21 protein-coding genes are annotated in these 23245 nt (G+C 66.3%); 16 read left to right on the top strand and 5 right to left on the bottom strand.

Annotated features, from left to right (window positions below):
- Window positions 1-125: 125 nt before the first annotated feature.
- Window positions 126-1142, bottom strand: coding sequence for a UDP-glucose 4-epimerase GalE (gene galE / locus CTA01S_RS14785; RefSeq protein WP_062196678.1), 1017 nt, complete (start codon window positions 1140-1142; stop codon window positions 126-128).
- Between the two features lie 101 nt (window positions 1143-1243).
- Between galE and CTA01S_RS14780 the strand changes: the two genes are divergently transcribed.
- Together CTA01S_RS14780 and ubiB are read left to right on the top strand one after the other, a co-directional pair.
- A complete protein-coding gene (locus tag CTA01S_RS14780) occupies window positions 1244-1792 on the top strand; it encodes a hypothetical protein (protein WP_019560899.1) in 549 nt (182 codons plus the stop codon).
- Complete coding sequence (gene ubiB / locus CTA01S_RS14775) at window positions 1789-3345, top strand: ubiquinone biosynthesis regulatory protein kinase UbiB (protein ID WP_062196677.1); 1557 nt, start codon at window positions 1789-1791, stop codon at window positions 3343-3345. Before CTA01S_RS14780 ends, ubiB begins: the two co-directional genes overlap by 4 nt.
- Before the next feature lie 28 nt (window positions 3346-3373).
- Here the strand turns inward: ubiB and CTA01S_RS14770 are convergent, their stop codons facing one another.
- The gene (locus CTA01S_RS14770; protein ID WP_019560897.1) at window positions 3374-4804 is read right to left on the bottom strand and encodes a high affinity choline transporter 1; all 1431 of its coding nucleotides are present in this window, start codon (window positions 4802-4804) and stop codon (window positions 3374-3376) included.
- A gap of 214 nt (window positions 4805-5018) precedes the next feature.
- Here CTA01S_RS14770 and CTA01S_RS14765 point away from each other — a divergent pair, with 214 nt between their 5' ends.
- The 9 genes from CTA01S_RS14765 (at window position 5019) to CTA01S_RS14725 (ending at window position 13976) form a co-directional block, all read left to right on the top strand.
- On the top strand, window positions 5019-5342 hold the full coding sequence (locus tag CTA01S_RS14765) for an FmdB family zinc ribbon protein (protein ID WP_019560896.1): 324 nt from the start codon (window positions 5019-5021) through the stop codon (window positions 5340-5342).
- Window positions 5343-5447: 105 nt separating this feature from the next.
- Entirely contained in the window at window positions 5448-7247 is a 1800-nt protein-coding gene (aspS, locus tag CTA01S_RS14760) for an aspartate--tRNA ligase (protein WP_062196676.1), read from the top strand.
- Window positions 7248-7384: 137 nt separating this feature from the next.
- The gene (nudB, locus tag CTA01S_RS14755; RefSeq protein WP_062196675.1) at window positions 7385-7873 is read left to right on the top strand and encodes a dihydroneopterin triphosphate diphosphatase; all 489 of its coding nucleotides are present in this window, start codon (window positions 7385-7387) and stop codon (window positions 7871-7873) included.
- On the top strand, window positions 7870-8670 hold the full coding sequence (locus CTA01S_RS14750; protein ID WP_019560893.1) for an endonuclease/exonuclease/phosphatase family protein: 801 nt from the start codon (window positions 7870-7872) through the stop codon (window positions 8668-8670). The genes nudB and CTA01S_RS14750 overlap by 4 nt, the downstream gene beginning before the upstream one ends.
- A 3-nt stretch (window positions 8671-8673) precedes the next feature.
- A complete protein-coding gene (gene clsB / locus CTA01S_RS14745; protein ID WP_062196674.1) occupies window positions 8674-9993 on the top strand; it encodes a cardiolipin synthase ClsB in 1320 nt (439 codons plus the stop codon).
- A 4-nt stretch (window positions 9994-9997) separates the two neighbouring features.
- A complete protein-coding gene (locus tag CTA01S_RS14740; RefSeq protein ID WP_062196673.1) occupies window positions 9998-10993 on the top strand; it encodes a ligase-associated DNA damage response exonuclease in 996 nt (331 codons plus the stop codon).
- Between the two features lie 8 nt (window positions 10994-11001).
- Window positions 11002-12717 carry an ATP-dependent DNA ligase gene (locus CTA01S_RS14735; RefSeq protein WP_062196672.1) on the top strand — a complete coding sequence of 572 codons (1716 nt, stop codon included), beginning with the start codon at window positions 11002-11004 and terminating at the stop codon, window positions 12715-12717.
- A 95-nt stretch (window positions 12718-12812) separates the two neighbouring features.
- Window positions 12813-13535 carry a GTP cyclohydrolase I gene (folE, locus tag CTA01S_RS14730; protein WP_019560889.1) on the top strand — a complete coding sequence of 241 codons (723 nt, stop codon included), beginning with the start codon at window positions 12813-12815 and terminating at the stop codon, window positions 13533-13535.
- Between the two features lie 9 nt (window positions 13536-13544).
- Window positions 13545-13976, top strand: coding sequence for a BLUF domain-containing protein (locus tag CTA01S_RS14725; RefSeq protein WP_062196671.1), 432 nt, complete (start codon window positions 13545-13547; stop codon window positions 13974-13976).
- On the opposite strand, the gene CTA01S_RS14720 is transcribed toward CTA01S_RS14725, so the two are convergent.
- Window positions 13954-15066, bottom strand: coding sequence for a DUF748 domain-containing protein (locus CTA01S_RS14720; protein WP_062196670.1), 1113 nt, complete (start codon window positions 15064-15066; stop codon window positions 13954-13956). The genes CTA01S_RS14725 and CTA01S_RS14720 overlap by 23 nt on opposite strands.
- Window positions 15067-15136: 70 nt before the next feature.
- Between CTA01S_RS14720 and CTA01S_RS14715 the strand changes: the two genes are divergently transcribed.
- Window positions 15137-15988 (top strand): DUF429 domain-containing protein, encoded by an 852-nt coding sequence (locus CTA01S_RS14715; RefSeq protein WP_062196669.1) that lies wholly within the window; start codon window positions 15137-15139, stop codon window positions 15986-15988.
- A gap of 4 nt (window positions 15989-15992) precedes the next feature.
- The gene (locus CTA01S_RS14710) at window positions 15993-18449 is read left to right on the top strand and encodes a ligase-associated DNA damage response DEXH box helicase (RefSeq protein ID WP_062196668.1); all 2457 of its coding nucleotides are present in this window, start codon (window positions 15993-15995) and stop codon (window positions 18447-18449) included.
- A gap of 64 nt (window positions 18450-18513) precedes the next feature.
- Here the strand turns inward: CTA01S_RS14710 and CTA01S_RS14705 are convergent, their stop codons facing one another.
- Window positions 18514-18678, bottom strand: coding sequence for an FmdB family zinc ribbon protein (locus tag CTA01S_RS14705; protein ID WP_062196667.1), 165 nt, complete (start codon window positions 18676-18678; stop codon window positions 18514-18516).
- 133 nt (window positions 18679-18811) lie between these two features.
- On the opposite strand from CTA01S_RS14705, the gene CTA01S_RS14700 reads away from it, so the two are divergent.
- Window positions 18812-19306 (top strand): thermonuclease family protein, encoded by a 495-nt coding sequence (locus tag CTA01S_RS14700; RefSeq protein WP_062196666.1) that lies wholly within the window; start codon window positions 18812-18814, stop codon window positions 19304-19306.
- A gap of 137 nt (window positions 19307-19443) precedes the next feature.
- On the top strand, window positions 19444-21753 hold the full coding sequence (locus CTA01S_RS14695; protein ID WP_062196665.1) for a PAS domain-containing protein: 2310 nt from the start codon (window positions 19444-19446) through the stop codon (window positions 21751-21753).
- Here the strand turns inward: CTA01S_RS14695 and CTA01S_RS14690 are convergent.
- Window positions 21734-22303 carry a hemerythrin domain-containing protein gene (locus CTA01S_RS14690; protein ID WP_232301085.1) on the bottom strand — a complete coding sequence of 190 codons (570 nt, stop codon included), beginning with the start codon at window positions 22301-22303 and terminating at the stop codon, window positions 21734-21736. The two genes, CTA01S_RS14695 and CTA01S_RS14690, sit on opposite strands and share 20 nt — an antisense overlap.
- A 269-nt stretch (window positions 22304-22572) precedes the next feature.
- Here CTA01S_RS14690 and CTA01S_RS14685 point away from each other — a divergent pair.
- A partial coding sequence (locus CTA01S_RS14685; protein WP_198150895.1) for a Crp/Fnr family transcriptional regulator occupies window positions 22573-23245 on the top strand: 673 nt, incomplete at its 3' end.

Here is a 23245-nt window from a genome sequence, read left to right as displayed (position 1 = left end):
TGGACTTTTCCCCCGAATGTGACCGAAAGTGTCCGGCATGGCGTGCATTTGTCACATCCCGTGCCTGAGGGGGGATGGGACGCCGGCCTGTCACATGGTGGACGTCAGAGGCTGTTGTGCGAGGTTCAGCTGGCGAATCCGCGAGGATGTGTGCGTTGCCAGCGCCAGGCGTCGGCGCACATGGCCGCCAGGTCGCGCTTGGCCCTCCATCCGAGCAACTCGTGCGCCCGCGCCGGATCGGCATAGCAAGCGGCCACATCGCCGGGGCGCCGCGCGACGATGCGGTAGGGGATGGGGCGTCCGCTGGCTTGCTCGAAGGCACGGATCACTTGCAACACGCTGTAGCCTTGGCCAGTGCCGAGGTTGACGGTATGGGACTGGCCGGTGTCGAGCAAATGGCGCAGCGATGCCACATGGCCTTCGGCCAAATCCATCACGTGGATGTAGTCGCGCACGCCCGTGCCGTCGGGGGTGTCGTAGTCGCCACCGAAGACTTGCAACTCGGGGCGCAGGCCGACGGCCACTTGGCACACGTAGGGCATCAGGTTGTTGGGGGTGCCGCGGGGGTCCTCGCCGATGCGACCGCTTTCGTGGGCGCCGACCGGGTTGAAATAGCGCAGACAAGCGATTTGCCAGCGCGGGTCACAGCGCCGCAGCTCCTCGAGCAGGCGTTCGCCCATCAGTTTGGTGGTGCCGTAAGGGTTGGTCGTGGCCAGTGGGGCGTCTTCGGTGATGGGCAGGCGTTCGGGCTGGCCGTACACGGTGGCCGATGAGCTGAAGACCAGGCGGAAGACGCCGTGGTCCTGCATGGCTTGGGCCACGGTCAGCAGGCCGCCGAGGTTGTTGCGGTAGTAGGCCAGCGGCCGCTGCACCGATTCGCCCACTGCTTTGTAGGCAGCAAAGTGCACCACGGCGTCGATGGGGTGGTTCTGGAACACGGCGTCCATCGCCGTGGCATCGCAGACGTCGGCCTGCACGAAGGTCGGCTCGCAACCCGTGAGTTCGCCGATTCGATCCAGCACCGCGGGGGAGCTGTTGGCGAAATTGTCCAGGCCGATGACTTGGTGGCCTGCGGCATGCAAGGCCAGCCAAGTGTGGGAGCCAATGTAGCCGGTGGCACCGGTCAGCAAGATACGAGACATGGGATGATGAGGCAAGCGTGCGGAGTGCACATTGTTCCAGAAGCGGCCAAGCCGGCATGCTTCCGCCGCCGAGGCTTGGCGGCCCACCTACAATCCCGCCCATGCTCGAACCCCTTGCCCAACTGCTCGGCCCAGCGGTGCTGGATCGCCTCACTCTTGCGCTGAACCATTTGTTGGCCGCCGAGCCCGAGGCCACGCGTCGGCTGGCGCCGCAGGCGGGCCGGCGGGTGCGCCTGATTCTGCGCGGCTGGCCGGCATTGTTGCCGCCGGCGCCGCCGGTGTGCTGGGAAATCACTCGGGCCGGCTTGCTGGAGCGGGTGGAGGCAGCGGGTGATGCGCCCGGCGTTTTGGATCTGGTGGTGGATGCGTCCAATCCGGTGCGGCTGGCGGCCCAGTGGGTCGCCGGAGACCGCTCATCGGTGAGTCTGCAAGGCGATGCCGAATTGGCCGCGACGCTGGCCTGGCTGATGGACCACCTGCGCTGGGATGTCGAGGAGGATTTGTCGCGGCTGATGGGCGATGTCGCCGCCCGACAGGCGGCCACCGTGCTGCGTGCGCTGGGGGCGGCGGTGCGGGCTGCGTTGAAGGCCATGGCGCCTTTGGCGGCCCGCATGGACGGTGGGGCGAATCGGCCCGGGCATACCGGATGAAACGCCTGCTGCGACTGACGTTCATCCTCTGGACGGTCTGGCGCTTCGGCCTGGACCAGATCGTGCTGCGGGAGGCGCCGCAGCCGGCGGTGCGCCTGCTGGCGCGGATGATGGGGGTGGGCCGACGGTTCGGGCGGCCGGCTGGGCAACGGTTGCGCGAGGCGCTCGAACGTCTGGGCCCCATCTTCGTCAAGTTCGGCCAGGTGTTGTCCACACGGCGGGACCTATTACCGGCCGAGGTGGCCGATGAGCTGGCGCGCTTGCAGGACCGCGTGCCGCCGTTTCCGGCAGAGCAGGCGGTTCGCACGATCGAGACGGCCTTTGGTCGGCCGCTACAGGCGTTGTTCGCCGAGTTCGATCATGTGCCGGTGGCCAGTGCCTCGATCGCTCAGGTGCACTTTGCAACTTTGCGTGATGGCCGCGATGTGGCCGTGAAGGTGTTGCGGCCGGGCATGCTGCGGGTCATCGAGGAGGATCTGGGCCTGTTGCGCATCTTGGCGGCCTGGGTGGAACGCTTGTGGCCCGATGGCAAGCGGCTCAAACCTCGCGAGGTGGTGGCCGAGTTCGACAAATATTTGCACGACGAGCTCGATCTCGTGCGTGAAGCAGCCAATGCGGCACAGTTGCGGCGCAACATGGAGGGCTTGGACCTGGTCATCGTGCCCGAGATGATTTGGGATCTGTGCGCCGAGCAGGTCATCGTGATGGAGCGCATGCGCGGCATCCCCATCAGCCAGGTGCAGCGGCTGCGCGAGGCAGGGGTGGACATCAAAAAGCTGGCCCGCGACGGCGTGACCATCTTCTTCACCCAGGTGTTTCGCGATGGTTTTTTCCATGCCGACATGCACCCGGGCAACATCCAGGTCAGTGTCGATCCGGCCAGCTTTGGCCGCTACATCGCGCTGGATTTCGGCATCATCGGCACGCTCACCGAGTTCGACAAAGAGTACCTGGCACAGAATTTCATCGCCTTCTTCCGGCGCGATTACAAGCGCGTGGCCGAACTTCACCTGGAAAGCGGCTGGGTGCCGCCGCAGACCCGGATCGACGAACTGGAAGGGGCCATTCGGGCCTGCTGTGAGCCGCACTTCGACAAGCCGTTGAAGGACATTTCCTTGGGCCAGGTGTTGCTGCGCTTGTTCCAGACTTCCCGACGCTTCAACGTCGAGATCCAACCGCAACTCGTGTTGCTACAGAAAACCTTGCTCAACGTGGAAGGCTTGGGGCGGCAGCTCGACCCCGATCTGGACCTGTGGAGCACGGCCAAGCCTTTCCTGGAGCGCTGGATGCATGAGCAAGTGGGCTGGAAGGGCATGTGGGCGCGGCTGCAAAAGGAGGCACCACGCTACGCGAAGTTGCTGCCCGAGCTGCCACGCCTGCTGCACCACGCGTTGCAGCATCCCCCGGCGCTGCACCGGCAGGAGTTGCGGCGCTTGATCGAGGAACAGCGCCGCACCAATCGCTTGCTCCAGGCGATCCTCTACGGCGGCATCGGATTCACGCTGGGCATGCTGGCCATGCTGGCCCTGACTCGGGTGCGGCCCTGGTGGTAGAGAGGGCTGCAGGGAGGGATCGTCGTCGTCAGGCGCGCTGGGTGGCGGCTTGCAGCTGCTGGGGCGCCGGTCCGCTCAGGCCGCCAATGATCATGCCCACGGCACTGGCCAGCAAGCCAAAGAGCTGAGGCTCGACCGGCTCGTCGATGCCCAGGATCTCCAGCACCAACCAGGTGCCCAGCCCGAACACCAATGCCAGGACGGCGCCGCGGTTGTTGGCGCGTTTCCAGAACAGGCCGAAAGCCAGGGGCACGAAGGCGCCGGCCAGCGTGACGCGGTAGGCGTTTTCGACCATCGTGTGGATGGTGGCGTCGGTGGCCACCGCGTAGGTGGTGACGAGCACCGCAAAGCCGGCCACGATGAGGCGGGTCATGTTCAAGAACTGTTGGTCGCTCAAGCCCTTCATGAAGGGGCGCAGCACGTTTTCGGCGAAGGTCACGGCCGGGGCCAGCAGCGTGCCGGAGGCCGTGCTCATGATCACCGACAGCAGCGCACCGAAGAAGACCACCTGCAGCCAGAAGGGCATGTGTTCGACCACCAGCGTGGGCAGCACGAGTTGGGAGTCCACTTCCATCAGCCGCGCCACCAGGGTCGGGTCGATCAGGTGGGCGCTGTAGGCCAGGAACAAGGGCACCGCGGCGAAGAAGAAGTAGGCCACGCCGCCGAGCGCCGTGCTCCAGACGGCCACGAACTCGTTCTTGGAGGAGTTGACGCGCTGGAAGACGTCTTGCTGAGGAATGGAGCCCAAGGCCATGGTCAACAGTGCGGCGGTCCAGCCCAGGAGGTCCACCGCGTCCAGGGTGGGCAGCCATTCGAACTTGCCATCGGCGGCCGCCTTGGCGATGACGGTGGCCACTCCCCCGGCTTGCTGGGCGGCCTCGGAGCTGACCAGCAGCAACCCCACGACGATGACGATCATCTGCACGAAGGTGGTCACGGCCACCGACCACATGCCGCCGAACACCGTGTAGAGCAGCACCACGCCCATGCCGATGAGCATGCCTTGGTTCATCGAGATGGCATCGGCCGACAGGACGTTGAAGACCAGTCCCAGGGCGGTGATTTGCGCAGCCACCCAGCCCAGGTAGGACAGCACGATGCAGATGGATACGGCCAGCTCGACCGCACGGCTGTAGCGCACACGGAAATAGTCGCCCAGCGTCAGCAGATTCAACCGGTACAGCGGGCGGGCGAAAATCAGGCCGAACAGCACCAGGCACAGGGAGGCGCCCAGCGGGTCGGAGATCAGGCCGCGAAAGCCTTCATCGAGAAAAGTGGCCGAGATGCCCAGGACGGTTTCGGCGCCGAACCAGGTGGCAAACACCATGGCCATGACGACCGGGAACGGCAGATGGCGGCTGGCGGTGATGTAGTCACGCGCACTGTGGACCTGCCGCGAAGCGTACAAACCGATGGCAATCGACAATGCCAGGTAGACGAACACGAGGGTCAGCAGCATCGGGGCATCCTTTCGCGGCATGGGGGGGGACGATGCGCGCGGATTATAGGGGGGGGTGTTCTTGGGGCAAAGCAGGAAACGTGCCTCGATGGCGCCGCCGGAAGGCCGGGTGTGGCAAGCGGGTTGCGGCGGTCGGCGCACCGGCGTGGGCAGGACTTGAACCCAGCCTGCCCGCCTATAATTTAGAGTTTTGCGTTTCCATCTTGGTGACGGTATGCCCATCTATGCTTACAAGTGCGAGTCCTGCGGGCATGGGCAGGACGTGCTCCAGAAGATTTCCGATCCCGTGCTGACGAACTGTCCGCGCTGCGGCGCCGAAACCTTCCGCAAGCAGGTCACCGCCGCCGGATTTCAGCTCAAGGGCTCGGGCTGGTACGTGACCGACTTCCGCGGCGGGTCGTCCAATCAAGGGGCGGGCAGCTCGGGCGCTTCGTCCGACGGGGGGGCGACGTCCAGCGGCGGCGAGGCGTCGTCCAGTTCGACGTCAGGCTCCAGCGCAGCTTCGACGCCCTGTGGCAGCGCCTGCGCCTGTCATTGATCGACCGATGTTTGCGCCGGGCCGCACCAGGCCCGGTGTTCGTTCAGGGCCGTGGGGCCCTTGGGTGCCATGTGGCGGCGCCCCTCCTCGAATTGGAGTGATTGCATGAGAACCACCTATTGCGGCCTCGTCAGTGAAGCGCTGATGGGTCAGACCGTGACCCTGATGGGCTGGGCCCATCGTCGCCGGGATCACGGCGGCGTGATCTTCATCGACCTGCGTGACCGCGAGGGCCTCGTCCAGGTGGTGTGCGATCCGGATCGCCCCGAGATGTTCAAGATCGCCGAGGGCGTGCGCAACGAGTATTGCCTGAAAGTGGTGGGCAAGGTGCGCGCCCGTCCGGCCGGCACCGAAAACGCCAACCTCACCAGCGGCAAGGTCGAGGTGTTGTGCCAGGAATTGGAGGTGCTCAACCCCAGCGTGACGCCGCCTTTCCATATCGATGACGACAATCTGTCGGAAACCACCCGTTTGACGCATCGGGTGCTGGATCTGCGCCGCCCGTACATGCAGAAAAACCTGATGCTGCGCTACAGGGTGGCGATGGAGGTGCGCAAGTTCCTGGATGCCAATGGCTTCATCGACATCGAGACGCCGATGCTCACCAAGAGCACGCCCGAAGGCGCGCGCGACTATCTGGTGCCCAGCCGGGTGCACGACGGCATGTTCTTCGCGCTGCCGCAGTCGCCGCAACTGTTCAAGCAATTGCTGATGGTGGCGGGCTTCGACCGCTACTATCAAATCACCAAGTGCTTTCGGGACGAGGACTTGCGGGCCGACCGTCAGCCCGAGTTCACGCAGATCGATATCGAGACCTCCTTCCTCACCGAGGAGGAGATCCGCGGCATGTTCGAGGGCATGATCCGCACGGTCTTCCGCAATGTGATGGGCGTGGAGTTGCCGGTCTATCCGGTGATGAAGTACGCCGATGCGATGCATCGCTATGGTTCGGACAAGCCCGATCTGCGCATCAAGCTCGAGTTCACCGAGCTCACCGACGTGATGAAAGACGTGGAGTTCAAGGTGTTCTCGGGCCCTGCCAACACCGCTGGCGGGCGGGTGGTGGCGCTTCGCATCCCTGGCGGCGGTGAGATGACCCGCAGCGAGATCGATGCGTATACCGAGTATGTCAAGATCTACGGCGCCAAGGGCCTGGCCTGGATCAAGGTCAACGACGCAGGCAAAGGCCGCGAGGGCCTGCAGTCGCCCATCGTCAAGAACCTGCACGATGGCGCAATTGCCGAAATCCTGGCGCGCACCGGTGCGCGCAATGGCGACTTGATCTTCTTCGGCGCGGACAAGGCCAAGGTGGTCAATGATGCCATCGGTGCGTTGCGGGTGAAGATCGGCCACAGCGAGTTTGGCCGCAAACATGGCCTGTTCGAGGATCGCTGGGCACCGCTGTGGGTGGTCGATTTCCCGATGTTCGAGTTCGACGAGGACGAACAGCGCTGGAACGCGGTGCATCATCCGTTCACCGCCCCGAAGGACGGTCATGAGGATCTCATGGACACCGCTCCGGAGAAGTGCATCGCCAAGGCCTACGACATGGTGCTCAATGGCTGGGAGCTTGGCGGGGGATCGGTGCGCATCCACCGCGCCGATGTGCAGCGCAAGGTGTTCAATGCGTTGAAGATCGGGCCGGAGGAAGCCCGCCAGAAGTTTGGTTTCCTGCTCGATGCGCTGCAGTATGGTGCGCCACCTCACGGCGGGTTGGCCTTCGGTCTGGACCGTTTGGTGACCTTGATGGCCAAGGCCGAGTCCATCCGCGACGTGATCGCCTTCCCCAAGACCCAGCGGGCTCAGTGTCTGCTGACTGGGGCGCCGTCCTACGTGGACGAGAAGCAGCTGCGCGAGCTGCACATCCGCCTGCGCAATCCGCAGCAGGCTTCGGCAGGCAGCTGAACGCCCAGGGGCGCGCGGTTGTCCAAGGGGTGGCCTTGCGCCACCCCTTGGCGCTTTCGGGGTGCCGAGGCGCGCTGTGAGGGAGGGCTTTGGGGGACGGATGATCCAAAATTTGGCCCAGACAAGGAGTTGCCGTCGTGAGTGAACGTCCGCCAAAGATTCCGCAGTCCGTCCTGGTGGTCATCCACAGCCCGGCGTTGGAAGTGTTGCTGCTGGAGCGGGCGGACCGCCCAGGCTACTGGCAAAGTGTCACCGGCTCGAAGGAGCGTCTGGACGAGCCGCTGGTGCAGACCTGCATCCGCGAGGTGGCCGAGGAGACCGGGATCGTGATCGGCAGTGAGGCGGTGCCCATGACGAATTTGGTCGATTGGGGGCTGCGCAACGTTTATGAGATCTATCCGGTCTGGCGCCATCGCTACGCGGCGGGGGTGACGCACAACACCGAGCATGTCTTTGGTTTGCGGGTACCGCGCGACACGCCGATCCGCCTGGCGCCTCGGGAGCACTTGCAGTACGTCTGGCTGCCGTGGCGAGAGGCGGCCGACCGCTGTTTTTCGCCCTCGAATGCCGAGGCCGTGCTGATGCTGCCGCGGTTTGCGTCTCGGGTGCCCGGGGAGGGGGCATGAATCCTTTGCAGTCGAGCCAGCTTCCGGCGGGCGGCGGCACCGAGGGCCGGTGCTTGAGGGTGGCCACGTACAACATCCACAAAGGGGTGCGTGGCGTGGGACCGCTGAAGCGGTTGGAAATCCACAACCTGGGTTTGGGCGTGGAGGCGCTGGACGCCGATCTCGTGTTTCTGCAGGAAGTGCGCCGCTTCCACCGCCGTGATGCCCGTCGCTTCGCGCGCACGTGGTTCGGTTGGCCCGAGCAGTCGCAGGCCGACTTTCTGGCGCCCGAGGGCTATGTGGCGGCCTACCGCACGAATGCGGTCACGCGCGATGGCGAGCATGGCAATGCGTTGCTGTCGCGCTGGCCCATCGGCGAGGTCGGACACCATGATGTGTCCGACCACCGCTTCGAGCAGCGGGGCCTGCTGCATGTGCCCGTGCAGTGGCAGGGGATGGAGCTGCATGCGGTGGTGGCGCATTTTGGCCTCATCCACGCCAGCCGGGTGCGTCAGGTGGAGCGCTTGGCGGACTTCATCGAACGGCATGTCCCGTCCGATGCCATGTTGGTGGTGGCCGGTGACTTCAACGATTGGAGCGAAAAACTCGACCCAGCCTTGCACGAGCTGGGTTTGCAGCGTGCCGGCGATCCGCGGGGACGGTGGCCGCCGACGTTTCCATCGCGTGTGCCGGTGTTTGCTTTGGATCGCGTCTATACCCGCGGGCTGCGTTGCTTGTCCACCTTCGTGCCGCGGGGCACGTCCTGGGCGCGCATGTCCGACCACCTGCCCTTGGTGGCCGAACTGGAGCCGGCCTGAGCGATGAGCGCCCCTGCCGACCCAAGCTCCGTCCGTGACGGTCTGTTGGAATCGGATCGCCACGTGCTGTCGTGGTATGCCCAGGCGCGCGCGCTGTTCACCGGGTCGAACCAGGTGCGGTTGCTGCGTGGCGGGGATCAACTCTTTCCAGCGATGCATGAGGCCATTGCCCGCGCCCGGCACCGGGTCTGGCTGCTCACCTACATTTTTCATGACGACGTGGCCGGGCGGGCCATGGTGGCCGCCCTGGCGCGGGCCGTGCGGCGCGGGGTGCGGGTCAGCGTGGTGGTCGATGGTTTCGGTTCGGGGCAAACGCTGGAGCGCATCGGCCGTGACTTGACGGCAGCGGGGGTGCGGTTTTCGGTGTTCCGTCCGCTGCAGGGCTGGCGCAGTTGGCTGCAACCGGGGCAGTGGCGCCGTTTGCATCACAAGCTGTGCGTGGTCGATGCGGACGTGGGTTTCGTCGGGGGCATCAACATCATCGACGATCGGCTCGACATCCATCATGGCTGGAGCGATAGCCCCAGGCTGGACTTTGCGGTGGAGGTGCGGGGGCCGGTGGTGGCCATGATGGAGCAGACCGCGCGGGCGTTGTGGACACGGTCGCGCCTGGGGCGGGACTGGCGCGATGAGCTCGTGGAGCTGGCGCGCAGTTCGCATCCGGTGGCGCGGGCGCGGCGCCTGCTGCGGCGCTTGCGTGCGACGCGCTGGCAGGTGGTCGAGCAGGCGCTGAACGATCCCTGCCCCGTGCGGGTGGCCTTCGTGGTGCGCGACAATTTGTGGCAGCGTCGCACCATCGAGCGTGCCTATATCGAGGCCATTCGCAGCGCGCGCTGGCGGGTGGACCTGGTGTGCCCTTACTTCTACCCAGGGCGGGCTTTTCGCCGGGCCTTGCGCCAAGCGGCGCAGCGGGGGGTGCAGGTGCGCTTGCTGTTGCAGGGCAAGGTGGATTATCGGATGGCCGCATGGGCGGCTCAGGCCCTGTATGACGAGCTGTTGAGCCATCGCATCCGCATCTTCGAGTACACCCCGGCGTTCTTGCACGCTAAAGTGGCCGTGGTCGACGAGGATTGGGCCACCGTGGGCAGTTCCAACATCGATCCCTTGTCGCTGTTGGTCAACCTCGAGGGCAATGTGATCGTGCAAGACGCGCACTTCGTCCAGGAGCTGGCCCGGGACATCGATCAGGCCGTGGCGGCCTCACGGGAAGTCACGGTGCAGACCCTGGGCCTGCCGGCCTGGCGACGCTACTTGCGGCGTGGGTTCGTGGCCTGGGTGGCGCGTCTTTTCATGCGGGTGGCCGGGGCCACCGGCCGGTACTGAAGGCATGGGCGAGTGCACCGATTTGGTGGTGTGGCGTCCGCAAGGGCTGTATTGCCCCGCCGGAGATTTTTATATCGACCCCTGGCGGCCGGTGCAACGCGCGGTCCTGACCCATGCCCATGCCGATCACGCGCGTGCGGGCCATCAGCATTATCTGACGGCCGCACCAGGTGCAGGCGTGCTGCGCGAGCGCTTGGGGGACATTTCACTGCAGACCCTGGCCTATGGCGAGGTGCTGAGGATCGGGGCGGTCTCGGTGTCGCTGCATCCGGCCGGGCATGTGCTGGGCTCGGCTCAGGTGCGACTGGAGCATCGAGGCGAGGTGTGGGTGGTGTCGGGGGACTACAAGCTCGATGCCGATGGCACTTGCGCGCCTTTCGAGCCGGTGCGTTGCCACTGCTTCATCACCGAATCGACCTTCGGGCTGCCGATTTATCGCTGGCCGTCCCCGGCGCGCGTGCTGGACGAGATTCGCTCCTGGTGGGCGGCCAATGCCGCCGAGGGCCGCCCGAGTCTGCTCTATGCCTACAGCTTGGGCAAGGCGCAGCGCTTGCTGCACGGTCTGCGCGAGGGCCCAGGGCCGCTGGTGGTGCACCCGTCGGTTGCGGCGGTGAATCGTGCCTATGTGGCCGCTGGCGTGTGCTTGCCGCCGACCTTGGCGTTGGGGCCGGATCTGACGGCCGAAACACTGGCCCGGGCTCTGGTCATCGCTCCGCCGGCGGCTTCGCGCAGTGGTTGGGCGCACCGTCTGGGCGATGCGCGCGACGGATGTGCGAGCGGCTGGATGCTTTTGCGTGGCACCCGGCGGCGGCAGGGCGTGGACCGGGGCTTCCCACTGAGCGACCACGCCGATTGGCCCGCTTTGCTGCAGGCCATCGGTGACAGTGGGGCCGCACGCGTGATCGTGACGCATGGGTATGAGGCGGCCATGGTGCGCTGGCTGCACGAACGGGGTTGGGAGGCCGGCGCCTTGCGCACCGAGTATGGGGATGAAGGCTGAGGCGTGTGATGCGTGACTTTGCCCAGCTGTACGCCGAATTGGATGCCAGCACGTCCACCCGCGACAAGGTGGCGGCGCTGCGTCGCTATTTCGAGCGGGCGGCGGCGGCCGATGCGGCCTGGGCCGTGTATTTCCTGTGTGGCGGCCGGCCGCGGCAGCTGGTGGGGACGTCGCAGCTCAAGGCCTGGGCGTGCGAGAGGGCGGGCATCGACCCGTGGCTGTTCGAGGAGTGCTATCAGAGTGTGGGAGATTTGGCCGAGACCATCGCCCTCGTCCTGCCCGCGCCGACGCGTTCCAGTGACCTGGGGCTGGCGCAGTGGGTGGAGCAGCGCCTGCTGCCCTTGCGCGGGGCGCCTCCCGAGCTGCAGCGTGAGCGTCTACGCCAGTGGTGGGACGAGCTCGACACGCCGGGCCGTTTTCTGTTGGGCAAGCTGATGGGCGGGGGCCTGCGGGTCGGGGTGTCGCGCCTGTTGGTGACGCGCGCGCTGGCCGAGCATGCCGGCGTGCCGGCCCAGGTCATGGCTCAGCGTTTGATGGGCTGGGCCAGCACCGTGGGCGCGGCCGGCACGCCCCCCGATGCGGCCCGCTTCGAGGCCCTGGTGTCGCCGATGATCGATGCGCGGCTGCAGGTGGGTCAGCCCTATCCGTTTTTCTTGGCCCATCCATTGGATGTGCCGCCGCAGCTCATGGACGACATGCTAGGGCCGGTGTCGGACTGGTTGGTGGAGTGGAAGTACGACGGCATGCGCGTGCAGGTGGTGCGTCGCGCTGGACAGGTGTGGATCTGGTCGCGCGGGGAGGAGTTGATGACCGACCGCTTTCCCGAGGTGGTGCAGGCTGCGCGCGCCTGGCCCGAGGGCACGGTCGTTGATGGGGAGTTGCTGGTGTGGGCCGACGAGCGCCCGGCGCCCTTTGCGTCTTTGCAGCAGCGCATCGGCCGCAAGCACCTCAGCCGGCGCATGCTGGCCGCTGCGCCGGTGAGGCTGATGGCCTTCGACTTGCTGGAGTGGGAGGGGCAGGACCAGCGGATGCAACCCCAGGCGGTGCGGCGGATGCGGCTCGAGGCCCTGGCTGCGCGCTGGGGCCCGCAGGCCGATGGACCGGTGGTGCTGTCAGTGTCCACCCTCGTGCAGGCGGCTGACTGGGCGGAGTTGGCGCGGCTGCGCGAAGGCTCGCGCCAGCGGGGGGTGGAGGGCTTGATGCTCAAGCAGCGGCAGTCCCGCTACGGGGTTGGCCGCACCAAGGCCGAAGGCCTGTGGTGGAAGTGGAAGGTCGACCCCATGAGCGTGGATGCGGTGCTCGTCTATGCCCAGCGCGGCCATGGGCGGCGGGCCAATCTCTTGACCGACTACACCTTTGCGCTGTGGAGCCGCCAGCCGCGCGAGCCGGCCGAGGCTGAGGCGGTGCTGGAGGCGATCGCTCGGCGCGAGCCGGCGTCGCCCGGCGGATTGCAGTTGGTGCCGTTTGCCAAGGCGTATTCGGGGCTGAGCGACGAGGAGTTTCGGCGCGTCGATGCAGTCATCCGCCGAACCACCTTGGAGCGCTTCGGGCCGGTGCACCGTGTGCGGCCGACGCTGGTGTTCGAGATCGGTTTCGAAGGCATCCACCGCAGTGCCCGCCACAAGAGTGGTCTGGCCGTGCGTTTCCCTCGCATGCTGCGTGTGCGCGACGACAAGGCGGTGCACGAAGCCGACAGCCTGGAGTCGCTGGCGGCCTGGCTCTGATAGGCCTGGACACTCGGGGGCCATTGCGCGAGGATGCTCGGCGGGCCACGGCCCGGCTGCTACGATCGCCGTCTGTCCTCGAGAGGACCTCATCCATGACCGTACTGAGTTCCGTCCCCAAACCCAGCGACGATGAAGGCGTGCCGGTCTCGGTGCGCATTCGCCAGCGTATCAAGGCGGCACAGCGCCGCTTCCATGCCAATGACAACATTGCCGAGTTCATCCAGCCCGGGGAGCTGGAGGCCTTGCTCGACGAAGTGCAGGCCAAAGTGGCCGGCGTGCTCGAAAGCCTGGTGATCGACACCGAAAGTGATCACAACACCCAGGACACCGCACGCCGTGTGGCCAAGATGTACTTGCGCGAGGTCTTCAGGGGGCGCTATGTGCCCGAGCCTGAGGTGACCGAGTTCCCGAACGTGGAGCGGCTCAATGAGCTGATGATCGTCGGCCCGATCACGGTACGCAGCGCTTGCTCGCATCATTTTTGTCCCATCATCGGGCGTCTGTGGGTGGGGGTGATGCCCAACGAACATTCCAACCTCATCGGGTTGTCCAAGTACGCGCGTCTGGCCGAATGGATCATGAGCCGCCCGCAGATCCAGGAAGAGGCGGTCACGCAGGTGGCCGACTTGCTGCAAGAAAAAATGCAGCCCGATGGGCTGGCCATCGTGATGGAGGCCGATCACTTTTGCATGCAGTGGCGCGGCGTGCGCGACATGGACTCCAAGATGATCAACAGCGTGATGCGTGGCAGCTTTCTGAAAGATGCCAATCTGCGCCGTGAGTTCCTGGCCCTGCTCAACAGCAAGAAGCCCTGAGGTTCTTCCATGCTCGTCCGTCTGCTCTATGCCAGCCGTGCGGCCCAGCCGCTCACGAATGAAGTCATCGAGTCCATCTTGGCGCAGTCGCGCGCGCGCAACCCGGGCTTGGGCATCACCGGCATCTTGTGCCACAGCGGCGGCTTGTTCATGCAGGTGCTCGAAGGTGGACGCGATCCGGTCAATGAACTGTATGGCCAGATCGTCCGTGATGAGCGTCACAAGGACGTGGTTTTGCTGCACTACGAAGAAATTGCCGAACGTCGGTTTGCTGGCTGGACCATGGGACAGGTGAACCTGGCCAAGATCAACCCGTCCATCGTGCTGAAATATTCAGAAAAGCCGATGCTCGATCCCTACACGGTTCCGGGCCGGGTCTCGATGGCGCTGTTGGAGGAGCTGATGGCCACCGCCTCGATCATCGGCCGAACAGGCCCTTGATCACGCTGCCCACGCCTTCGACCACGCCGCCCAGGCTCACGCCCAGGGCCGAGGCGATGCCGCCGGCGACCTTCAGCGCGAAGTTTTCGTTGAGCGAGAAATTCGGGTCGTCCAGGCGCCCTTCCAGCGTGAACGCCACTTCCAGCTTGCCGTTGCGGCTCATGGCCGCCAGCACCGCTTGACGCGGCACCCCTGCGAAGGTGCCCAGCACGCCACCGCCGTGGTTCAGTTCCAGCCCGATCAGCGTGAGGCGGCCGGGGGCATGCAGCTGCTGATCGCGTACGCGGGCCTCCAGGCTGAGGTCCATGGTGCCGCGCCGCACCCCGGCTTCGGACACCTTGATCAGATAGGCTTGCAGGGCGACGAGATCCACGCCGCGCAGATCGGCCTTCAGACGCGCATCGGCGGTGGCCAGTGTCACTTCGCCAGCCAACCTCACCCAGCCGTCGCGGTGCACGCCCTTGAGCATGCCGTCGAGCTCGATGGCGGTGGGCCGGTCCAGGTGCGGCAGATCCAAGGGCCCGACGCGCACCTGCAGGCCTTCCAGACGCAGCTTCAGCGCAGGCTGGCGCACCGAGGCATCGAAAAATTCCACCGCCGCGTCATGCAGTTCGAACTGCGCAATGTGCAAGGCCGGCCCGCGGTCGCGCGTGTCCGACGGTTGGGGGGACTGCGGGCGGTCGAAGAGGGCTGGCAGCACTCGCAGTCGCCCCTCGCGGGTGCGCCACATCGACAGGTACGCGCCATCGATGCGGACCCGATGGATGCGCAGCTCGGCGCCAAGCAGGCTCCACAGGTCGGGAGTGAGCACGACGCGTTGCGCGCGCAGCTCGTCCTCGGCGGGCCAATGGCTGGTGCGCTGGCTGCGGTCGGAGCGCACGCGCACCTCGGTGGCTTCCACGCCGGCCCAGGTCATGCGCAGGCTACCGACGCTGGCGCGCGGCCCCAAGGCCTGTTCGACCTGAGCCTTGAGCTGCCAGGCTGCCAACTGCAAGCCGCCAACACCCACCACCAGCAGGGCCACCAGTGCCCAGGCGAGGCGTCGCCACAGTCGGCGTGGTGCAGCAGCAGGTGGAGGTCGTCGTTCCATGGCGGCGGTGGAGTGGCCCTCCATTGTGGGGGAGCTTTGCGAGCGGTGTCGGCTCCGGGACAATGCACGGGTGCAAGACTTGTGGCTGAATCGAGCGGGCCGATCGTGGCCCGAAGGGCTGCGCGTGCTGGGGGTGGATTTCACCAGCCGACCCACGCGGCGCAAGCCCATCACCGTTGCCGTCGGCCAGCGTCAGGGCGCGCGGGTGCGCTTGTTGCAGTTGTTGGCGCTCAGCGATGCGGCCGCGTTCGAGGACTGGCTGGCACAGCCGGGGCCCTGGGTGGGGGCTTTCGATTTTCCCTTCGGGCTGCCGCGTGAGCTGGTGGAGCACTTGGGCTGGCCGACCGACTGGCCGGCGCTGATGGACCATTACGCCGCGTTGACGCGCGCCGAGATTCGCGCGACGTTTGCGGCGTTTTGCCAAGCGCGGCCGGCGGGCAGCAAGTTCGCCCACCGAGCCACCGACAGGCGGGCGGGGTCGTCGCCCTCGATGAAGTGGGTTCATCCGCCGGTGGCCTACATGCTGCACGCCGGGGTGTCGGCGCTGCGCCGTGCCGGTGTGCATCTGCCGGGCCTACAAGCTGGCGATCCCAGCCGAGTGGCCTTGGAGGGTTACCCCGGGATGCTGGCACGCGAGTTGATCGGGGCGCGCAGCTACAAGAGCGACAAGGCCTCCGGTCAGACGAGCCAGCGCTGGATCGCCCGCAAAGACCTCATCGAGGCACTGGTGCAAGGGCGTGGCCGCCTTGGGCTGCGCCTGCAACTGAGCTCGCCGCAGCATGACGCGCTGGCGGCCGATGCGGCCGGCGACCGGCTCGATGCCGTGCTGTGCCTGATGCAGGCAGCCTGGGCGCTGGATCAGCCCCGCTGGGGTTGGCCGCCGCAGGTGGACGGTCTCGAAGGCTGGATTCTGACGGCCTGAGATCATGATCGCGTTGCCTCATTCCCGCTTCCCGGACCTTGCGCCAGCCGAGGCTTGGATGGCCCGTCGGGGGTGGCAGCCGTTTGCCTTTCAGCGCGAGGTGTGGCAAGCCATGCTGGATGGGCGCAGCGGGCTGCTGCATGCGACCACGGGCGCGGGCAAGACCTATGCCGTGTGGCTGGGGGCCTTGATGCGCGATCGGGTCGTGGCCCCGGCGCCGTCCGGCGCGCGGGTGCTGTGGATCACGCCGATGCGGGCCCTGGCGGCCGATGCGGTGCGGGCCTTGTCCCAGCCCTTGCCCGATCTGGCGCCGTCGTGGCACGTGGGCCTGCGCACTGGCGACACGCCCAGCGCGCAGCGGACCCGGCAGGACCGCCGCCTGCCCGAGGCCCTGGTCACCACGCCCGAGTCCTTGAGCCTGCTGCTGACACGGCCCGATGCGCGTGAGCGCTTGGCCGGGGTCCACACGGTCGTGGTGGACGAATGGCACGAGCTGCTGGGCAACAAGCGCGGCGTGCAAGTGCAGCTGGCCTTGGCGCGGCTGCGGCGTTGGCACCCCGGGCTGGTCATCTGGGGGTTGAGCGCCACGCTGGGGCATCTGCAAGAGGCCATGGCTGCGTTGCTGGGGCATCAGCACGAGGGCGTGTTGGTGCAGGGGCGGGTGGACAAGGACTTGGTGATCGACACCTTGTTGCCGGCCGACCCCGGGCGTTTTTCTTGGGCGGGGCATCTGGGGGGACAAATGCTCGCGCCGGTGGTGCAGGACATCGAGCGCTCCGGCACGACCCTGGTTTTCACCAACACTCGCTCGCAGGCCGAACTTTGGTATCAGATGCTGTTGCAAGCGCGGCCTGACTGGGCCGGCATCGTGGCTCTGCACCATGGATCGCTCGACCCGAACGTGAGGGCTTGGGTGGAGCAGGGCCTGAAGGAAGGGCGGTTGAAGGCGGTGGTGGCCACCTCTTCCCTGGACCTGGGGGTGGACTTCCTGCCGGTGGAGCGGGTGTTGCAGATCGGCTCGGCCAAAGGGGTGGCGCGCTTGTTGCAGCGAGCCGGCCGCAGCGGCCATGCGCCGGGGCGGCCGAGCCGGGTGACCCTGGTGCCCACCCACACGCTGGAGCTGGTGGAAGCCGCGGCCGCTCGGCGCGCCGCACGGGCCGGTCGCATCGAGGCGCGTTCGTCGCCCGACAAGCCTTTGGACGTGCTGGTGCAGCACCTGGTCACCGTGGCCCTGGGCGGGGGCTTCGAAGCGGACGACCTTTTGGCCGAGGTGCGCAGCACCTGGGCCTACCGGGATCTCACCGATGCCCAATGGCGCTGGGCGCTGACGTTCGTCGAACGAGGCGGCCCCAGCCTCCAGGCCTACCCGGAATACCATCGGGTGCAATGCATCGACGGCGTCTACCGAGTCACCGATGCGGGCATTGCACGCCGCCACCGGATGCAAGTGGGCACCATCGTCAGCGAGGCGTCGATGCACGTGAAGTACTTGGGCGGGGCCTGCCTCGGTTCGGTGGAGGAAAGCTTCATTGCGCGCTTGAAGAAGGGGGATTGCTTCCTTTTCGCGGGTCGGCTGTTGGAGTTCGTTCGCGTGCAGGACATGACCGCCTACGTGCGCCGCGCCGAGAAGGATCGTGGGGCCGTGCCGCGCTGGGGGGGCGGCAAGATGCCCTTGTCCACCGAAATGGCCGACGCCGTGCTGGAATTGCTGGCTGCTGCCGACCAGGGTGAGTTTGGCGAGCCCGAGCTGGAGGCGGCGCGGCCCCTGCTGGAGATGCAGCGTCGCGTCTCGCGGCTGCCGCGGCCCGGCACGCTGGTGATCGAGCGTTATCGCTCTCGCGAAGGCATGCACCTCTACCTTTATCCCTTTGCCGGCCGATGGGCGAACCTGGGGCTGGCCAGCCTGCTGGCCTGGCGGCTGGCTCGCGATCGGCCCAATACCTTCAGCATCGCGGTGAACGACTATGGCTTGGAGCTGCTCAGCGCCGAACCGGTGGACGTGGCGCCGTTGCTGGACGGCTCGATCTTCACGATCGACGATCTGCTGCACGATGTGTGGGCCAGCCTCAATGCCACCGAGTTGTCGCGGCGACGATTCCGCGAGATCGCCCGGGTGGCCGGGCTGGTGTTCAGCGGCTACCCGGGCGCCCCCAAGAGCATGAAGCAGCTCCAGGCCTCCAGCAGTTTGTTCTTCGAGGTCTTCCGCAAGTACGATGCTGGCAACCTCCTGCTGGGCCAGGCCGAGCAGGAGGTGTTGAGCCAAGAGCTCGAGCTGCAGCGCTTGACCCTTACCCTGCGCAGGCTGCAGCTGTGGCGCCGCGTGATGGTGGACCTGCGCCAGCCCAGCCCGATGAGCCTGCCGTTGATGGTCGAGCGCTTCCGCGAAAAACTCAGCAACGAAAAGCTGGCGGACCGTTTGGCGCGCTTGCTGAAGGACGCCCAGCGGGGCATGGACCCGTGAACCGCGGGGCAGCTCGGGCGCGCTCGCTGGCTGGCTGCGTCACCGGCACTGCAGCAGCGAGGGGTCAGCTCTTTTTCGACGTCTGCACGAAAAAGCGCGTCGGCGTATGCTGCACGGCCTGGCTGCCGCATTTCGGGCAGCTCAATCGCACGGTGTCATGCTCGGCGATGTGTTCGACATGCTCGAAGACATGCCCGCACTTTTCGCAACGGTACTGATAGGTCGGCATGGCGATCCTCCTTGGAACCGATCTGCCGTCGGGCCCGCGGGGCCCGGGGGGCCCCCAAGCGCATATTGTTCTGCGGCAGACCCGGTCGGGGCAAGGGTCGGGTGGCAGCAGGGCGTGGATCGGGCGCGCGGGCATGGTGTTGGCGGTGTGCTTGGCCGGCTTGCCGGCTGCGGCAGCGCCGGCTTCGGTCCCGGCAGAGCGCACTGCCAGGGTGGTTCATGTCACCGACGGCGACACGGTCTGGATCGACATGATGGATAGCGGCTTGCGGCCTGAAGGTCGCATCAAGCTGCGCATCGATGGCATCGACGCTCCCGAGTCCTGCCAGACCGGCGGCCCGCAGGCGCAAACGGCTTTGGCCCAGCGCGTGTTGGGGCAGATCGTGACGGTTCAGTTGTCCCGCCAAGACGCCTTTGCACGCTGGCTGGGACGGTTGCACCACGAAGGCGAAGATGTCGGGGCGTGGATGGTCTCCCAGGGCTGGGCCTGGAACTATCGCTTTGCATCGGGCCAAGGCCCTTATGCAGCCGAGGAGCGCCAGGCCCGCCAGGCCCAGCGTGGGCTCTTTGCCGACACCGATCCGATGCCGCCGAGGGTGTTTCGTCAATGGCATGGACCGTGTCGATGAGCGGTGAATGCCTGAGACCCTCTGAAGGCCACTGTGAAGAAATCGATGCGGCGCGCTGTGACACTGTTGCAATTTGTGAGTGCTCCCCCTCTCGGGGGACATCACTCGGCCGACTCGCCGGCACAATGTACCCTACCGTGCCCAACGAACGTGAAGCCCTCGCCGAGCCTGCCCGCATGACCTGGGGGTCGACCCTGACGCAGCTGATGCATGCCCATCTGGGGATCAGCCAGCCCGAGGAGCTGGCTGCTTGGTTGAGTGCGCTCGTGATGGCCGAGCCAGCCGGGCGTGCCCAAGCCGTCGTGAAGCTGCAGCGCTGCCTGGCGGCGGTTGCCGCTGCGATGCAGGCGCTGGAAACCGAACTGGCCCAGGAACGGCAACAGCATCGCGATGCGCAGCGCATGCGCCTGGCCATGGACAGTGTGCAGGACGCCTTCTGGGATTGGGACCTGGAACGCGGCGAGGCTTACTTCAGCCCTCGTTTGCTGGAAATCCTGGGCTACGCGCCGGGCGAGATCGAAATGACCTTGGCACGCTGGCGTGAGCACATGCATCCCGACGACCGGCGCGAGACGCGTGAACAGTTGCAGGCCCATCTGCGCAACGAAACCCCTCGCTATCAAGGGGAGTTCCGTGTGCGCAGCCGAGATGGCCAATGGCGTTGGGTGCGCTCGCGCGGTCGTGTGGTCGCACGCGATGCCACCGGACGGCCCCTGCGCATGGTGGGCACGCACACCGATGTGACGCTGCAGCGCCAGGCCGAGGAGGAGGTGCTGCACCAGTTGCGTTTCATCGAAGAATTGGTGGAGATCATTCCGAATCCCATTTATTTCAAAGATGCGCTGGGCCGCTACATCGGTTGCAACCGGGCGTGTGAGGAGCTCATCGGCGTGCGTCGCGAGGACTTTCTGGGGCGCACCGCCGGCGATGTGTTGGGGGCCGCCGGCGCCGAGGAGGAAGCGCAGGACCAGCGCTTGCTGGCCAGTGCAGGGGTGCAGACTTTCGAGACGCGTCTGACCCTGCCTTCGGGCGAGACGCGCGAATTGATTCACAGCCGCACCTTGTTCACCAACGCCCAGGGTCAGGTGGGCGGCATCCTGGGGGTGGTGACCGACATCACGCAGCACAAGCAAGTCGAGGCGGCCTTGCGTGAAGCCAAAGCCGCTGCCGAGGCCGCCAGCCGTGCCAAGAGCGAGTTTCTCGCCAACATGAGCCACGAAATTCGCACCCCGATGAACGGCATCATGGGCTTGGTGGATCTCACGCTGGAGACCCCGTTGAACGAGACCCAGCGTCGCTATCTGAGCTTGGTGAAATCCTCGTCCACGTCCTTGTTGAACATCCTCAACGACATCCTGGACCTGTCGCGCATCGAGGCCGGCCGCCTGACGGTGGAGCATCTGGGCTTCGACCTGCGGACTCTGTTGGATGAGGTGCTGGCTCCCTTGCTGCCGAGAGCCACCGACAAGGGGCTGACTCTGCAATGCACCGTTGCGCCGGAGGTGCCCTCACAGCTGGTCAGTGACCCACTGAGGTTGCGACAAATCCTGGTCAACCTGGTGGGCAATGCCATCAAGTTCACCCGGCGAGGGCGTGTGGAGGTGGCGGCCTGGCCCGAAGGGCGCGGCGGCTCGGCCATGTTGCACCTGTGCGTGGCTGACACCGGCGTGGGCATCGCCCCTGACAAGCTCGATCGCATCTTCGACTCCTTCACCCAGGCCGACAACTCCACGACCCGGGAATTTGGCGGCACCGGACTGGGCTTGACGATTTCGCGCCGATTGGCGCAGGCCTTGGGCGGACAGCTCTGGGCCGAAAGCGAACTCGGCGTGGGAAGCCGCTTCCACTTGACCCTGCCACTGCTGCCGTTGACCCCTGCGGCGAAGCAAGCCCAAGAAGACGAGCTCACGCAGGGCTGGCATGCCGCGGCGTCTGCGACGGTCAATGTCTCGCGCGACAAGGCGCGCTCGCGCTTCGAATCCACCGGCTATCTGGGCGTGGCAGGGCTGGAGAACGACGAGACGGCCAGCGACACCGCCCATGGCCTGTCCGTGCTGCTGGTGGACGATCATGCGGTCAATCGCTTCATCGCCAGCCGCATGATCCGTCGCGCCGGCCATTCGGTCCGTGCGGCGGTGACGGCCGAGGAGGCATTGTCGCAATGCGATGCCGAAGAATTCGACCTCATCTTCCTCGATGTGCAGATTCCCGGGATGAGCGGCATCGAACTCACGCATCGCATCCGAGCCCTGCAGGCCCAGCATGGCTGGCATTGCCCCATCGTGGCGCTGACTGCGCGGGCCATGCCGATGGACCGTGCCCGTTGCATGGAGGCCGGCATGGACGACTACTTGACCAAGCCGGTGGACCAGGAGCGCCTGCAGTCCGTGCTGCGTTTGGTGGCCAGCGCCCGCTTGCAGCCGGCGTTCAGCGTGTCGCAGCGCTGAATCTGACCTGGCCGACGCCCCGGCGCGAAGCCATCTCTCGACTCATGGCCCACAGGGCCTGGGCGTCGAGCCGGTGGCGGGCCGCAGGGTAGACCACGCGTTCCTCCAACGCAATGTGGCGGTCATACAGCGCGATGAAGTCTTGCGCCAGCCGGCGCTGCTGCGGCGAGAAATCGGTTTGCAGCCCTTGCGCGAGACGATGCAGCGCTTCGCGCAAGCGCACCCAGAGCCGCCGCATGCGTCGATGATCTTGTTGCAGCCTGCGCACCGCGTCGAGCACGGGGGCATGCACAGCATCTCGTGGCAAGGCCAGCAGAGGGGGGAACACATGACGTTCTTCGTCATCATGGTGATGCGGCGCTGCGATATCGAAATAGCGCAACACATCGACTGCGGCCTGACGCGCCGGCTCGTCATTGCCCAGTCGATGCAGATGCTCGATCAGGCGCTGCAGCAGAGCCACGCTGCGCTGCGCGCGCTCGTGGCAGGCCTCGAGCATCTCGAAGGGCTGGTCAAAGCCCACGGCGGGGGAATGAAATCCGGCAAGCATGGCCACACGCGAAAGGATCGGCCCCAAGAGCCCCATGGCCGACGTCCCCCATTGTGCGCCCGATGGGCCAGCAGGTGGGCCCACAGGGGCAAGCGACCTTGCGCTGGATCAAGTGTGATGCCTGGGGACAACCCGCAAACGCTACCGCGCCGCGCAACCACACATCGGCTTTCTTGAGACAACGCAATACCGGGTGCGTTCCGACCTGCCAGAGTCTGGGCTCGACGATCTCATGGTGCGTGTGTGTGGAGCACATGATGAACAGGCTCATGGACCGATACCGAGGCCATCCTCGCGAGCCGGCCCCGCGCGAGCGCGGCATTCCTTTCGATGCCCGCGTCGCCCTGCTGCAAGCGGCGCTGGCCCCGGCGCCAGTCAGCCGGGATGCGGCACAAGCACTGGCCGCACTGGCGCGCGAGCATACGCTGGCCGGCGGGTGCGTCGTGCTGGATCGCAGTCAGCACGCCTCGGCGCTGTGGCTGGTCGTTTCCGGGTCAGTGGCCTTGGGAACGCTGCGTGCAGGGCGCCTGGCCCAGCAGACCCGATTGGTGGAGCCCGGACAGTGGTTGGACGTGGCCAGCGCCTGGCTCGGGGGGTGCTATCTCGAAGATGCTCTCACCCAAGGCCAAGCGCTGCTGTGGTCCTTTGACCTGCAGGCCGTGCGCGAGTGCTGCGTCAGTCATCCCAGCCTGGCCGATGGCCTGCTGCGCGTGCTGGCGCGCCGCGTGCGCTGCCTCACCGAGGGGCACTTGGATCTCATACTGAAGGATGCCGAGGCGCGCTGCGCCACCTGGCTGCTGGAACACGCCGAAATTCGACCCGGGCACGACGGCAGCCAGACTGCGCTGGTTGCTCTGCGGGAGCGCAAGCGGGCCATTGCCTCACAACTGGCCGTCACGCCCGAGACCTTCTCGCGCGTGCTGCGCCAGTTGCGGCAGCGGC

This window comes from Caldimonas taiwanensis NBRC 104434 (assembly GCF_001592165.1).
Taxonomy (GTDB): Bacteria; Pseudomonadota; Gammaproteobacteria; order Burkholderiales; family Burkholderiaceae_C; genus Caldimonas; species Caldimonas manganoxidans.
The sequence above is the reverse complement of the archived record's forward strand: the minus strand, read 5'-3'. Positions and strand labels throughout refer to the sequence as shown.